The sequence below is a fragment of the Maritalea sp. genome (assembly GCF_051251695.1).
Classification (GTDB): domain Bacteria; phylum Pseudomonadota; class Alphaproteobacteria; order Rhizobiales; family Devosiaceae; genus Maritalea.
Map to the genome: position 1 here is coordinate 65,682 of NZ_JBPOEU010000017.1, position 15,035 is coordinate 80,716.

General features: G+C 48.8%; 13 protein-coding genes. 9 read left to right on the top strand and 4 right to left on the bottom strand.

The genetic code is table 11. The features are described 5' to 3' along the window. Positions 1 to 100: 100 nt before the first annotated feature. On the top strand, positions 101 to 1,099 hold the full coding sequence (locus ACSHWX_RS11830; RefSeq protein WP_435668432.1) for a threonine/serine dehydratase: 999 nt from the start codon (positions 101 to 103) through the stop codon (positions 1,097 to 1,099). Positions 1,100 to 1,207: 108 nt separating this feature from the next. After that, a complete protein-coding gene (locus tag ACSHWX_RS11835) occupies positions 1,208 to 1,516 on the top strand; it encodes a hypothetical protein (RefSeq protein ID WP_435668433.1) in 309 nt (102 codons plus the stop codon). Positions 1,517 to 1,536: 20 nt separating this feature from the next. Here ACSHWX_RS11835 and ACSHWX_RS11840 read toward each other — a convergent pair whose 3' ends face one another. From ACSHWX_RS11840 to ACSHWX_RS11855, 4 genes are all read right to left on the bottom strand, one after another. Beyond that, a complete protein-coding gene (locus ACSHWX_RS11840; protein ID WP_435668434.1) occupies positions 1,537 to 2,559 on the bottom strand; it encodes a TraB/GumN family protein in 1,023 nt (340 codons plus the stop codon). 87 nt (positions 2,560 to 2,646) lie between these two features. After that, positions 2,647 to 3,609, bottom strand: a complete 963-nt coding sequence (locus ACSHWX_RS11845; RefSeq protein ID WP_435668435.1) for a DMT family transporter — start codon at positions 3,607 to 3,609, stop codon at positions 2,647 to 2,649. Continuing rightward, positions 3,606 to 4,763 (bottom strand): acetylornithine deacetylase, encoded by a 1,158-nt coding sequence (argE, locus tag ACSHWX_RS11850; protein ID WP_435668436.1) that lies wholly within the window; start codon positions 4,761 to 4,763, stop codon positions 3,606 to 3,608. Before argE ends, ACSHWX_RS11845 begins: the two co-directional genes overlap by 4 nt. Positions 4,764 to 4,899: 136 nt before the next feature. Continuing rightward, positions 4,900 to 5,832 (bottom strand): tyrosine recombinase XerC, encoded by a 933-nt coding sequence (locus tag ACSHWX_RS11855; protein ID WP_435668437.1) that lies wholly within the window; start codon positions 5,830 to 5,832, stop codon positions 4,900 to 4,902. Between the two features lie 106 nt (positions 5,833 to 5,938). Between ACSHWX_RS11855 and ACSHWX_RS11860 the strand changes: the two genes are divergently transcribed. From ACSHWX_RS11860 to ACSHWX_RS11890, 7 genes are all read left to right on the top strand, one after another. After that, complete coding sequence (locus tag ACSHWX_RS11860) at positions 5,939 to 8,119, top strand: primosomal protein N' (protein WP_435668438.1); 2,181 nt, start codon at positions 5,939 to 5,941, stop codon at positions 8,117 to 8,119. Between the two features lie 258 nt (positions 8,120 to 8,377). Further along, complete coding sequence (locus ACSHWX_RS11865) at positions 8,378 to 8,938, top strand: F0F1 ATP synthase subunit delta (RefSeq protein ID WP_435668439.1); 561 nt, start codon at positions 8,378 to 8,380, stop codon at positions 8,936 to 8,938. After that, positions 8,938 to 10,470, top strand: coding sequence for a F0F1 ATP synthase subunit alpha (atpA, locus tag ACSHWX_RS11870; RefSeq protein ID WP_435668440.1), 1,533 nt, complete (start codon positions 8,938 to 8,940; stop codon positions 10,468 to 10,470). The genes ACSHWX_RS11865 and atpA overlap by 1 nt, the downstream gene beginning before the upstream one ends. A gap of 33 nt (positions 10,471 to 10,503) precedes the next feature. Then, on the top strand, positions 10,504 to 11,379 hold the full coding sequence (locus tag ACSHWX_RS11875; protein WP_435668441.1) for a F0F1 ATP synthase subunit gamma: 876 nt from the start codon (positions 10,504 to 10,506) through the stop codon (positions 11,377 to 11,379). A gap of 19 nt (positions 11,380 to 11,398) precedes the next feature. Further along, on the top strand, positions 11,399 to 12,829 hold the full coding sequence (gene atpD / locus ACSHWX_RS11880; RefSeq protein ID WP_435668442.1) for a F0F1 ATP synthase subunit beta: 1,431 nt from the start codon (positions 11,399 to 11,401) through the stop codon (positions 12,827 to 12,829). Positions 12,830 to 12,844: 15 nt separating this feature from the next. Further along, positions 12,845 to 13,261 (top strand): F0F1 ATP synthase subunit epsilon, encoded by a 417-nt coding sequence (locus ACSHWX_RS11885; RefSeq protein WP_435668443.1) that lies wholly within the window; start codon positions 12,845 to 12,847, stop codon positions 13,259 to 13,261. A 268-nt stretch (positions 13,262 to 13,529) separates the two neighbouring features. Continuing rightward, positions 13,530 to 15,035, top strand: a 1,506-nt coding sequence (locus tag ACSHWX_RS11890; RefSeq protein ID WP_435668444.1) for a HAMP domain-containing protein, incomplete at its 3' end; no start/stop codon positions are given.

The following is a 15,035-nucleotide window of genomic DNA, read 5'->3' on the forward strand; positions in this document are numbered from 1 at the left end:
CATATGTAACTGAGCCAAATGAATTTGAGAATTGGCTCATTTGATGATTTAATGCGTGTGCCGGGGAATTTCTCCGGCACTTTTTTGTGGGAGTTTTTGAATGGTTGATTTGCCAACATTGGATGAGATTGAAGCGCGACACGCGTTACTTTCAGGTGACGTTTTGCGTACGCCCACCACGCGCGCAGCATCCAGTATATTGAGCAGCCGCTTGGGTGCAGACCTCTATTTAAAACTCGAACTTTTGCAATATACAGGCACGTTCAAAGCGCGGGGTGCATTGTCGGTTGTCAATTCTTTGACCGAAGCGCAAAAAACGAATGGCATTACGGCGGTAAGTGCGGGTAATCATGCGATTGCGGCCAGTTGGGCGGCCAAAAAGGCTGGAATATCGGCCAAAGTTGTGATGACCAAAACTGCTAACCCTTTGAGGATTGAGCGCTCAAAAGCTGAAGGCGCTGAGGTTATCCTTTGCGATGACATCGCCGCTGCCTTCGCGGAAGTTCAACGCCTTGAAAAAGAGGAGGGGCGCACTTTCGTTCATCCATTTGAAGGGGTGAACACGACATTGGGCGCTGCAGGGGTTGGGCTTGAATTGATGCGTGATGTTGCTGATTTGGACGCTGTTATCGTGTCGATTGGCGGCGGCGGGTTGATCTCAGGGGTGGCAAGCGCGGTGAAATTGATCAACCCCAATTGCAAAGTTTATGGCGTCGAGCCGAAAGGCGCTGCATCGATGACGGCGTCCCGCGAAAATGACGCGCCGGTGACGATGGAAAAGATCGAAACGATCGCTGACAGTTTAGCGCCGCCCTATTCACTGCCCTACAGTTTTGCCCTCAACAAAGCATTTGTTGATGAAGTCGTTACAATATCGGACGATCAAATTTGTGCAGGTATGGCGCTTTATCAGGAAGAGTTGAAACTGGCTGTGGAGCCAGCTGCCGGGGCAACGCTGGCAGCCGCACTGGGACCATTGCGCTCAAAAGTCGCTGGCAAAAAGACCGCCATGATTGTCTGCGGCGCAAATATTGATAGTGCAACATTTGCAACGCAGATTGTGCGTGGGCAGGCGCATGTGGCCGAGTTGTTGGGTTGATCAGTTTTAACTTGTCAGTATGAGCAGATTGATTGATATTTCTACCCGCTGGTAAATTGCTCCAGCGGACCGGCCTAACTTTTCAATTATTCGTATGAGTGTTCTTTTATGACCATTTTCAACCAATCCAAATTGTTGCATTTAGCGGCAAAAATCGTTGCCCTCATCTTTGCACTGAACTCAGTTCTTAGGTGGTATGTAGGCATGTTTCCGACCAAAGATCCCTATTTACCAACAGCGGAACCACTAATCATAGCGCCGCCATTGTCGATGGAGTGGATGGTTGGCATCTGGGCGTTTCAACTTGGCCAATTGATGTTTTCGCTTGCGGTGATTTACCTAGGTTGGCGTGCGTTCGTTATGATTTTGGAGACACATGAGGCTATTGGAGAGCTTAAACGCCAGCAAGTGCGCTGAGAGCTTCGGCAAGCTCCATATTACCTTTCCAACATCACACGCTCAACCGCGTAACCTTTATTACGCAGGCCCTCTACAAGCCCGGTTTCTCCGACCAAATGTAGGGCGCCGATAGCGACAAAGGTTGGTCCTTGTTCGAAGAGTTCGGCGGATTTTTCGACCATGCCTTTGTTGCGGTCATCTAGCAGTTGGGTTTGAAAGCTGAGCATGTCTGCGTCATCGATTTTTAGACTGTGAGAATAATGCATCATGAGCGGCAACATCACGCCAATTTCTTCATCGAGATAAAGCTCTGTGGCGGTTTGCAAAATGTCATCGAACACGCCGTCGCGATATTGTTGGGCGGCATCATCCAAAGATTTATAAAAGAAAGTTGGGTCGATATTGCTTATCGCGTCGATTTGTTCGCGCACGGTTTCAAGCCCAACAATAGTTTTGCCCGCTTTACGGGCGTCGTTTTCCATCACAACATCCAAAAAATTGATGTCGGACATACCCATTTCAACATCGCAAAGGCTAAACGCCAGCATTGAAGCACTAAGCCAAGCTTGCATTGGGTCGATTTGGTCGAAATCCGAGCCGCGCTCATTCAAGATAAGATCGACTTGGGCCACGGTATCTGGGCTTAATTTATCGCTGAGTTTTTGCCCATCTTGTTGAAACATCAATTCTGGCGAGCCACCGATGATCAAGCCCATTTCGTAGCTTGTTTGTGCGCTGTCCAATTCGCCCGCAAATGTATCAACGGTTTCAAGTGCAGTGATAACATTGTTTGGCAATGACGTAACGCGTGGGTCGGATTTGTGCATGGTGCCAAACAGCCATGAAACGTGATCACTGTCTTTGTGGCTAACTTTCCAAAAGATACCGCGCCCATTTTTTGTATCGTTGGCTTGCGCGGTGATCTTGGCATAGCTCGCTGGGTCGGTTTGGCTCAGTTCTTGATATAAATTGACGTTAGAACAAGCGGTTGAGGCCTGCGCTGTTTGGGCAAATAGCATTGTCGACACAAAAAATGTCGCACCGAGCAGGGATTTGATCATCGTAAAAATCCTTAAAACCGAATCTGTTTTTTCCAATTTGGGGGTAAAAAATGTCAGTTCAATGGCACAATTTGTGTTGTGGTGACTTTAGGATGGCGTTTGCATCTTTCGTGCCGCGGCTTCCTTCGCCCGTTTGTCCATCTGGGTGAAACTGATCACCCCAAGTAGCACCATCGCAGCGCCAATAGCGTGCCACAGGGTGAATGGTTCTCCCAAAACGGAAACGGCAAGACCTATGGTCACTATTGTTGAAATATTGCCGATCACCGCTGTTGGTTCCGGTCCTACTAAGCCGATCGACGTGGAAATAAGATAGGCCGGCAAAACGGTTGAAATAGTAGCAATGGCGAACATGATCATCATGGATTTTTGAGGCAAGATTAAATCGGAAAGATCATTTGCGATCAGAAAATGGCCAATGACCAAAACGCCTGCTGCCGACATTGCGATGGACGTGAATAATCTTGCGCCGATCCGGTCAATATGTGGTTTAGCCAAGACCTGATACACAGCAAATGCGAGGGCCGCCGCCAACACCAATAGCGCTCCGGTAATCGTTGATTGCCCGTCAATTTGTAGGTCTCGAACGAAGATCACGACCAGTCCAAAATACGAAAGGCTCAACGCTAAAATCAATTTTGCATTGAGTTTTCGTCCTAAAAAAATGACGCCGATCAACACCACAAAAATTGGGTAGGTGAGCATGATCAGCCGGTCGAACTGGGCGGATATGTAGTTAAGCCCGGCAAAATCCAGATAGGAAGCGACATAATAGCCTAAGGAGCCGACTGCACCGACCTGAAGGAATGCCTTAGGGGATAGTTTAATATCTTCGCCCTTTGAAATGCGATATCGATATCCAGAATAACCGATTAAGATAAAGATTGGTAAGGCGATAATCATGCGCCAAGTTAGCGTCGTAATCGCATCAACATTTTCAATCAATGCGAGCTTGATGAGAATGCTTTTGGTGGAAAAAAAGCAGGAGCCAAGACCCCCAATAATGTAGCCTAAGACGATCTTGTTTCCAGCGGTTGATGCGGTATTCATTTGCCTACACTTGCTTGGTGTTTGATCAAATCGCGGATGAATTGGACACCCAATTCAACTTGAGACAATTCGATAAATTCGTCAGGCTTGTGCGCTTGGTCGATGGAGCCGGGGCCGCAAACGATGGTGGAATACCCGCCGTCATTCTGAAACTGACCCGCTTCGGTGCCGTACGGCACGGCAATGGTTTCATTTTTACCCGCAAGGCGCATGGCTAGAGATTTGGCAGGATCATCCTTCGGCGCAGCAAAGCCGGGGGTCCAAACAACTTCTTGGGTAATAGAGCACGCGGCGTGCTTCGCTTTCATTTCTGCTTCTAGTTCACCAATATAGGCATCAATTTTGTCAATAATAACGGCATGGTCTTCTTGCGGCAAAACGCGATAATCAAAGGTAAGCATGCAGTCTTTGGCAACAATATTGTCAGCAATGCCGCCATTGACCCTGCCAACGTTTATGGTTGAATGGTTTGGCTCTAGCGGGAGGTCATCATAAGGCTTTGCCAGCAATTCATCATGAATGTCATTGATGAAATTGATGATTTTTGCCGCATAGCGGGTGGCGCTGACGCCCAAATGTGTTTGGCTAGAATGCGCTTCTAGACCAGATATATGAATAGTGGAAGAATGCACGCCCTTATGCATTTCTGCGACTTGCATATTGGTGGGTTCGCCAACAATTACAGCGTCTATCGGGGGTAGTTTTTTGGCCATTTCACGGATCATAAACGGTGCGCCCAAACAGCCCACTTCTTCGTCATAGGACAAAGCAATGTGAATTGGTTTCTTGAGGTCGGCCTTTAGCATTTCGGGCACAAGCGCTAACCCAATTGCGCAAAAACCCTTCATGTCACAGGTGCCGCGTCCGTAAAGCCGACCGTCTTTTTCAACCACCTTAAATGGATCTGTTGACCAATTTTGATCGTCAACCGGCACAACGTCGGTGTGCCCGCTCAAAACAACACCGCCTGCGACGTTCGGACCAATGGTCGCGTAAAGGTTGGTTTTGGTTCCATCCTCGTTCGGTACAAGATGACTGTTGATCCCGAGGTCGGCGAGATATGATTTTACGTCTTCAATGAGTGGTAGGTTTGACTTTGATGAAACAGTATCAAAACTCACGAGATGAGCGATCATATCTTTTACATTTTGCATGGGTAAAGCTCCAGTGGACGTGTTGGCAGATTGGCCGAAGGCGGGAGCTCAAGTTTAGATCGAAAGAAATGGTTGTGCCAATGCTCAATTGTCATCAATCAGTTCGACTTGATGCGCATTTATGACAGCTTTTATGTTAGCTGCGGGGATGGGCTTTAAGGTAAGTTTCCATCAGTTGGGCGCTGTCAATTTTGGTGTAAATCTGCGTCGTGGACAAAGAGGCGTGGCCCAATAATTCTTGAATTGCGCGTAGATCGCCACCGCCCGCCAACAGGTGAGTTGCAAAGCTATGCCGCAATGCGTGGGGGGTGGCAGAATTAGGCAAGCCAAAGGCTGACCGCAATTTTTGCATTTTGAGTTGAAGCAAACGAGGGCTCAACGGCCCGCCTCGTGCGCCCCTGAAAATTGGATCGGCCGGATCAGGGGTGTAGGGGCAAGATTTTTGGTAGTCTTCTATGGCGTCGTAAATGACGGGCAAAATTGGTACAAGCCGCGTTTTGTTGCCTTTGCCGACAATGCGCAGTGAATTTTTGTCCAGCAAATCTTGGCCCGTTAGTGATAGCGCTTCTGAAATCCGCAAACCGGCGCCGTAGCAAAGGGATATCAACGCGATGTCTCTTGCGGCAATCCAAGGTTCTTCGTCCAAAAGGTCGCCGTCGCTGATCAGCTTTTTCGCGTCGATCGCTGTAAGGGCTTTGGGTAGGGATTGTTTCTTTTTAGGCGCTTTGATGGCGGATAGGCTATCAGCTGACGCAAGGCCTTCCTTTTCTAAGAAAGCGAAGAAACTTTTTATCCCCGATAGACCGCGCGCCATGGTGGCGTTGCCCGCGCCATTTCGTCGACGACTAGCCAAAAAGGCGCGCCAATCGGCTGGTGTTAAATCGTTCAGAACATGGGTCGTGACTGGACCACCATAATGGGCGGTGAAAAAATGCATCAGTTGTTCAACATCGCGATCATACGCAACAAGCGTTTTGTCGCTCAGGCGACGAAGCGAGGACAGCTCGTCCTGCCACATGGCCATATGGGCGGCGACTTTTTTATCTTTGTTGATCAAAAACTCGTTCATGAGGACAGTTTAGCGATTGAGACTTACCAAAATTGAAATCGGCCTCGTTTTTTTGTCCGCCTCGTTTTAGGTTCAATGTCTAATTCGATTCTTAAATAGGTATAGAATGGGTCAAATCTCCCCCGATGTGGTTTCAGTGATGGTCAGCGTTGCTGTTGATGGACCCTATTCTTATCGGGTGCCCGAGGGGATGGATGTTGTTCGCGGTTCTGTTGTTCAAGTGCCGCTTGGGCCGCGCAAAGTAACAGGGGTGGTTTGGGGCGAACCCAAAGACCAAGTTGCCCATAATCGATTGAAAGATATCGATTTGGCTTTCGATACGCCGCCGCTTACTGACGAGTTGATGAAGCTGGTGGATTGGATCGCCAAATATACATTAGCGCAGCCGGGCATGGTGTTGCGCGGTGTGTTGCGATCTCCTGAAGCATTTGGTCAGGATAAGCCAATTGCCGTTTATCGATTTACTGGTGATTTACCAGATCGCATGACGAATGCCCGCCAGCGGGTGATCGATGTGATGGAAGATGGATTCGCATGGCAAAAACGCGCGTTGATCGGCGAGACTGGCGTAAGCCCCACAGTTATTGATGGACTGGTGAAGCTTGGCACACTGGAACAAAGCTTTGTGCCACCACCTCCAATTGTTCAAGTGCCAAACCCTGATCACGGGCCATTGCAACTCAATGACGAACAGCAAGCTGCGTTGACATTGTTACGCGAACATAAGCCGGACGAGTTCGGCGTTTCGCTTTTGGATGGGGTTACCGGATCGGGTAAAACCGAAGTGTTTTTCGAAGCGGTGGCTGACTGTTTGCTTGCTGGGCGACAGGCGGTCATTCTGTTGCCCGAAATCGCATTGACCCACACGTTCTTGAAACGGTTTGAAGACCGGTTCGGCGCACGGCCTGGTGAATGGCATTCGGATATGACCCCCGTGCAACGGGCGCGAATGTGGCGCGCTGTGGCGCAAGGTAAGGTACAGGCGGTTGTTGGCGCGCGGTCGGCATTGTTTTTGCCTTTCCCAGATATTGGTCTGATCGTTATTGACGAAGAACATGACACGGCCTTCAAGCAAGCTGATCGGGTGAATTACCATGCCCGTGATATGGCTGTAGTCCGTGCGCATTTGGCGAAAGCGCGGGTGATATTATCTTCAGCAACGCCTTCGGTTGAAAGCCGGAACAATGCAGAACAAGGCCGGTACAAACATGTGACTATGCTGGGACGTTTCGCGAACGCCAAGATGCCTGACATTACCGCCATCGACATGAAAGAAGATGGCCCCGACAAAGGCGAGTGGATTTCACCAAAGTTGGCGCGTGAGATTTTTTCGGCGCTGGACAAGAAAGAACAAGTCCTACTGTTCCTCAATCGACGTGGCTACGCACCGCTGACCCTTTGTCGGGATTGTGGGTATCAATATCAGTGCCCGGACTGTTCGGCATGGTTAGTGGAGCATCGGTTCCGTGGCGTGTTGAGTTGCCACCATTGTGGGCATGAAGTGCAAAAGCCAAAAACCTGCAAAGAGTGTGGGGCAGAGGATTCGCTTATTCCAATTGGGCCGGGCATTGAGCGAATCGCTGAAGAAGCGGCGCGGCGTTTTCCTGACGCAAAGCGGGTTATACTTTCGTCTGATATGGGCGGCATCGCAGCCGCAAGAGAACGTTTTGAAGAAATTGCCCGTGGTGATTATGACTTAATTATCGGCACGCAATTGGTGGCCAAAGGGCATCATTTCCCTAAACTCAATCTGGTGGGTGTTTTGGATGCGGATTTGGGTTTGGCCCATGGCGACCCACGCGCTGCGGAAAAGACATTTCAAATTCTAACTCAAGTTACAGGTCGCGCTGGGCGCACCGGCAAGGCGGGACGGGCCTTCTTGCAAACCTATGTGCCTGAACACGCGGTGATGCAGGCAATGGTGCGTGGCGATCGGGAAGCTTTTTACAAGCATGAGCTAAAGGCAAGAGAATCAGTTGGCCTGCCGCCTTTTGGTCGATTGGCGGCGCTTATCATTTCAGCGACCGAACATGATGTGGCGTTCAACCATGCGCGGGGATTGGCGGTGATGGCCCCCAAAGCGCCGGACGATGCTAAATTAAAGCTGTTTGGCCCGGCAGACGCGCCGGTGGCTATGGTGCGTGGTCGGCATCGGGTTCGATTGTTGGTTCAAAGCGACAAGCAGTTTGATTTATCGGCCTATGTGCGGTTTTGGCTGAAAGAAGGTCCTAAAGTGACGGGTAATTTGCGCGTTCAGGTGGATATCGATCCGATGAGCTTTTATTAGAGGTGTGGACGTTTTTCACAGATTTGGTCCAATCTGTGGGTAAAATTCATAAAAATTCACTTGCAGCAATTGAGTCTGCTCAAATTTCGCCTTCGGTCTATTGCACGGCCCAAATGCTTGTGGTAGACGGTGCGCGATAGCTGAGGAGGGCATTAGTGCCAGCCTCCAAACACCATGAAAATTCGCGCCGGTTTGCGGGCAGTTGCTTGCAAGGGATTGGTAAGGCGAATTTTTGCAATTGATTGGGGTATAGAGGCTTTGAGCGCACAAAACTCGGTTCTCGTGACAATCGCTCGTCCGTATGCGTCGGCGCTATTTGATTTGGCGCAGGATGCAAAAGACATTGCGGGTGTTGAAAAGGCTTTTGATGGCCTTTTGAAATTGATCAATGACAGTGAAGATTTTTCTGGGTTTTTGCGAAGCCCCGTCATTTCTGGCGATGAAAAAAGTGCTGTGATTGTTGAAATGATCAAGAAAGCCAAATTAAAAGGCATATCAGCAAATTTTTTAAATCTAGTGGCAAAGAACCAACGTTTGTTCGCTTTGCCGCAAATGATTTCACAGTTCAAAGCGCTTGCTGCAAAGGATCGGGGTGAAGTTCATGCCGAGGTTACCTCTGCTCAGCCGCTTTCGAAAGCACACCAAGACAGCCTTGCTAAGGCTCTGAAAGAGAAAATTGGTAAGGATGTTACGCTTGAGCAGCACGTGGATGCTGATCTGATTGGCGGACTGATCGTTAAGGTTGGTTCCCAAATGATCGATTCCTCGCTCAAGACGAAATTGACAGCCATGAAGATCGCCATGAAAGAGGTCGGCTAATGGATATTAAAGCTGCAGAAATTTCTGCCATTCTCAAAGATCAAATCAAAGATTTTGGGAAAGAGGCGCAAGTCTCAGAAGTTGGGCAAGTTCTCTCCGTCGGTGACGGTATTGCTCGTGTTTACGGCCTTGACAATGTTCAGGCTGGCGAACTCGTTGAGTTCCCAGGCGGCATTAAAGGGATGGCGTTGAACCTTGAAGCTGACAATGTAGGCGTTGTTATCTTTGGTTCTGACCGTTCTATTAAAGAAGGCGACACCGTTAAACGTACTGGCTCCATTGTTGACGTTCCCGTTGGCAAAGAATTGCTTGGTCGCGTTGTTGACGGTTTGGGCAACCCAATCGATGGTAAGGGCCCAATTAAGTCAAAAACACGTATGCTTGTGGATGTTAAGGCACCGGGCATTTTGCCACGTAAGTCTGTGCATGAGCCAATGTCTACCGGTTTGAAAGCCGTTGATGCGATGATCCCGATTGGCCGTGGCCAACGTGAATTGATCATTGGTGACCGCCAAACTGGTAAAACAGCCATTCTTCTTGATACGTTCTTGAACCAAAAACCTGCTCACGCTGGTAAGGACGAGAACGAGAAACTTTACTGTATCTATGTAGCCGTTGGCCAAAAGCGTTCAACTGTTGCTCAGTTCGTGAAGACGCTCGAAGATGCTGGCGCGATGGAATATTCTATCGTTGTTGCTGCGACCGCTTCTGATCCAGCTCCAATGCAGTTCTTGGCACCGTTTACCGGTTGTACCATGGGCGAATATTTCCGCGATAATGGCATGCATGCTGTGATCGGATATGACGATCTTTCAAAGCAAGCTGTTGCTTATCGTCAAATGTCACTTCTTCTTCGTCGTCCACCTGGACGTGAAGCATATCCTGGTGACGTGTTTTATCTTCACTCACGCCTTCTTGAGCGTTCAGCTAAGTTGAACGAAGATCACGGTTCTGGTTCATTGACCGCTTTGCCGATCATTGAAACACAAGCGAACGACGTGTCTGCGTATATTCCAACAAACGTGATTTCGATCACGGATGGTCAGATTTTCTTGGAAACAGACTTGTTCTTCCAAGGTATCCGTCCTGCGGTTAACGTTGGTCTTTCAGTTTCTCGTGTGGGCTCAGCGGCTCAAATTAAAGCGATGAAGCAAGTTGCTGGTTCGGTTAAGGGTGAATTGGCCCAGTACCGTGAAATGGCAGCGTTTGCTCAGTTTGGTTCTGACCTTGATGCGGCGACGCAGAAAATGTTGAACCGTGGTGCGCGTTTGGTGGAGCTGCTGAAGCAACCACAATTCTCGCCGCTTAAAACTGAAGAGCAAGTTGCTGTGATTTTTGCCGGTGTTGAAGGCTATATCGATGCTGTTGGCGTTCGTGACGTTCAAAAGTTCGAGCAAGGCTTGCTTGGCGCGTTGCGTGGTAAACACAAAGATTTGCTTGATACGATTGCGAAAGAGAAAAAGATTTCTGACGAAACTCGTGAGAAACTGCATGCAGCGATTGGCGGATACGCCAAGACTTTTGCAGGTTAAGCAACTTAGGTTTTGACAAGGAGCTGAGGTGCTATGCCCTCATTGAAGGACCTGAAAAACCGGATATCTTCGGTCAAGTCGACCCAGAAGATCACCAAGGCAATGCAAATGGTTGCAGCTGCAAAGCTGCGCCGTGCGCAAGAGAATGCTGAAAGTGCCCGGCCATACGCAGAGCGCATGAATGATGTGCTTGCCGGTTTGGCCGCGGCCTATAAGGGCCGTGAAGGTGCGCCTGCGCTTCTTGGTGGAAACGGTAAAGATCAGACACAATTGCTTATCGTCGCATCCGCAGAGCGTGGTCTTTGCGGCGGCTTCAACTCATCCATTGCGCGGCTTGCCCGCGATCATGCGAATGAGTTGATTGCGCAAGGCAAAACCGTCAAAATTCTTTGTGTCGGCAAAAAAGGATATGACGTTTTAAAGCGTTTGTTCGCTGACCAAATGGAAGATCTGATCACTTTGCGTGAAGTGAAACAAATTGGATATGCGAACGCTAAAGATATTGGCGATCGTGTATTGGCAATGTTTGACGCTGGTGAGTTTGACGTAGCGACGTTGTTTTATTCAAAGTTTAAGTCTGTCATTAGCCAGGTGCCAACTGCGCATCAGCTTATTCCAGCTTCTTTTGATGAAGACCAGGCAACTGGTGAAGCGACCAACTACGAATATGAGCCAAGCGAAGAAGCGATTTTGGAAGACTTGTTGCCACGTAACGTGTCAGTGCAAATTTTCCATGCGCTACTTGAAAACGCTGCCGGCGAGATGGGTGCCAAAATGTCTGCAATGGACAATGCTACCCGTAATGCTGGCGACATGATCAATAAGCTTGAAATTAGCTACAACCGTCAGCGCCAAGCTCAGATCACTAAAGAATTGATTGAAATTATCTCAGGCGCGGAAGCGCTCTAAGAAGAAACGAGGACAGACCATGGCTGCAAAAGCGAAACAGGTCGGACGAATTGCGCAAGTCATTGGCGCGGTGGTAGACGTTGAGTTTGACGGCGAACTACCTCCAATTCTTGGCGCACTCGAGACAGAAAATAACGGCAACCGGATGATATTGGAAGTCGCTCAGCACTTGGGTGAAAACACGGTACGTACGATTGCTATGGACACTTCTGAAGGGCTCGTTCGCGGGCAGGAAGTTCGCGATCTAGGTTCAGCGATTACGGTTCCAGTTGGCGAAGGTACACTTGGCCGGATTATGAACGTGATCGGTGAGCCGATTGACGAAGTAGGGCCAATTGAATTTAAAGAACAACGCGCCATTCACCAAGATGCGCCAGACTTTGTTGAGCAATCACCAGAAGCTGAAATTCTAGTAACCGGTATTAAGGTTGTGGATTTGTTGGCGCCTTATGCGAAGGGCGGTAAAATTGGCCTCTTCGGTGGTGCTGGTGTTGGTAAAACAGTTCTTATTCAAGAGTTGATCAACAACGTTGCTAACAATCACGGTGGTTACTCTGTGTTTGCGGGCGTTGGTGAGCGTACTCGTGAAGGTAATGACCTTTACTGGGAAATGATTGAATCTGGCGTGAACCAACCTAAGGGTGCAAAAGGTTCTAAATGTGCGCTTGTGTTCGGTCAAATGAACGAGCCTCCAGGCGCGCGTGCTCGTGTGGCCCTAACAGGTCTAACCGTTGCGGAACAGTTCCGTGATGATGGTCAGGACGTGTTGTTCTTCGTTGATAACATTTTCCGCTTTACCCAAGCTGGTTCTGAAATGTCAGCGTTGCTTGGCCGTATTCCTTCAGCCGTGGGTTATCAGCCTACATTGGCCACAGACATGGGTGCCATGCAGGAACGTATTACAACCACTTCAAAGGGGTCAATTACCTCTGTGCAAGCGGTTTACGTGCCAGCTGATGATTTGACCGATCCAGCTCCTGCTGCGACCTTTGCACACTTGGATGCGCAAACAGTTTTGAACCGTGCGATCTCTGAAAAGGGTATTTACCCTGCGGTTGACCCACTGGATTCAAACTCACGTCTGCTTGATCCACAGGTTGTGGGTGAAGAGCATTATCAAGTGGCACGTGACGTTCAAGAAATCCTTCAGCGTTATAAATCGCTTCAAGATATTATCGCGATTTTGGGCATGGACGAATTGTCAGAAGAAGACAAGTTGACTGTGGCGCGCGCGCGTAAGATCGAGCGTTTCATGTCTCAGCCATTCCACGTTGCGGAAATCTTTACAGGTACTTCAGGTATCTTTGTTGGACTTGAAGACACTGTTAAAGCGTTTAAAGGCTTGGTTGCTGGTGAATATGACCACCTTCCAGAAGCTGCATTCTACATGGTTGGCACAATTGATGACGCCGTGAAGAAAGCACAAAAACTTGCAGCGGAAGCTGCGTAAAGGAACGAGGGTTTAATGGCCGACGGCATTAAAATCGATATCGTTTCACCAGAACACCTGGTGCTCAGTGAACAGGCTTCGTCTGTCACCGTGCCAGGTGCTGATGGCTACTTTACCGTTATGGGTGACCATGCGGCGTTGATGACAACGCTGAAAGCGGGATTTGTGACCGTCACAACTGGTGGTTCTGAAAAGACCTATTATGTGCAAGGCGGCTTCGCCGATGTTTCTGACGCGGGTCTGACCATTTTGGCAGAACAGGCAAAGTCAGGCGCTGACTTTGACCGCTCGGAGCTGGATGCCGCTATTGTGAGCGCACAAGAAGCACTTACTGGCGCAACAACTGATCAAGCAAAGCAAGAAGCACAAACAGCCCTTGATGGTTGGAAAAACTTGATGCTTGAGCTTGATGTAGTGGGTTTGCCTAACTAACACATATAGCCAGAATTAATTATTTAACCCGCATATTTCGGTATGCGGGTTTTTTATTGTTCGAATTTTGTTTCCAATGCGTTCTTGATTTTTAGTAAGGGGGCGTTAACTGCTTTTCCAGTAAATTTGAGATGTACAAGATGTATATTGTCCAATTTTTTAAACTACATACCAATTTCGGATCCTTAAATATTCATTCGAATTGGCTGGCGATCTTGTACCTAAAGAATGACGTGTGGGGATTACACGTATCTAAAGGGGTAGATAAATGAGCTTTTTGTCGCGGTTGCAGATATCGCAGAAACTTCCGGCTTTGGTGGTTGGCAGTGTTGTTGCGGTGGGACTGGCACTAGGAACTGCGAGTGTTTTGGTCGGATCGAATTCAATCAAACACGCAGAATATGAAAAGTTGGAAACGGGCGCGGACATCCATGCGCATGAGTTGGAAACCTATTTCAAGAATATCGCGAGCGACCTTGAACTTAACGCCCACAACCCCTTTACGGTTTCAAGCTTAAAGTCTCTAAATGAGGCATGGGGTAAGATTGAGGGCGACAAAACAAAGGCGTTGCAGACCGCCTACATTGACAAAAATCCAAATCCGTTGGGTTCAAAGCATTTGCTGGATGCAGCGAAAACCGGCACCGAGTATGACAAACTTCACGGTGAAATCCACCCTACTTTCCGCGAGCATTTGGAGCGTTGGGGTTTTTATGATGTGTTCCTATTCAACGATCAAGGCGATCTGATCTATTCGGTTTTTAAAGAGCTTGACTATGCCACCAACTTTAAAACGGGCGGCGGAAAATGGGCAGATACGGATCTTGGAAACGCGTTTCGGGGTGCCTTGGCTTTGGATAAGGGCGAAGAAACTTATCTCGATTTCAAGCCATACGCACCAAGCGCGGACGCGCCTGCCAGCTTTATCGCGACGCCCATATTTGACGGCAAGAAACGTATCGGTGTTCTTGCTTATCAAATGCCGATTGATGCCATTAACAACCTGATGTCAAGCACCACCGGGTTGGGAGAAACAGGCGAATCGATCATTGTAGGCGGAGATCATTTCTTACGGAATAATTCCAAATTTACTGCAGGAAACGATATTCTGACAACTCAGTTTAAAGATGTTGCGGTTGACGCGGCGCTTAAAGGTTCGCCCACCCATGGAGAAATAAGCCATTACCGTGACATGAATTTGCTGATGGCTGCAGCTCCGTTCGAATTCCATGGGGTGCACTGGGCCGTTGTGGTTGTTCAAGGAAAAGCTGAAGCACTTGCTTCCATCAATAACTTGGTGTTGACCCTAGCTGGAATTGGCGCGGCGTTGGCGGCAATCATCGGCACATTTGGCTGGTTTTTCTCAAAAACGATCACCGACCCGATGTCCAAAATAGGCGACGTAATGGACGCCTTAGCAGCAAATGAGCTTGATGTTGTTGTTGAAGGTGTTGAGCGTGAAGATGAACTTGGCGATATGGCCCGTGCGGTTGAGGTGTTCCGTGAGAATGCAGTTCAAGTCGCAGAGCATGGTGTTGAAGAAGCCGCTCGCCAAAAAGCAATTGCTGAACGAAACGCAATGATGAGCGAACTTCAGCAGAGCTTGGGTATTGTTGTTGGCGCGGCAGCGGCGGGTGATTTCTCTCAGCGGGTTGGTGAAGATGTTGCTGATGATGAATTGGTCAAATTGGCGCGCAGCGTTAACTCCCTCGTCGAAACGGTTGATCGCGGTATTCGCGATACAGGTGAGGTTTTGGCAGCATTGGCCAATACC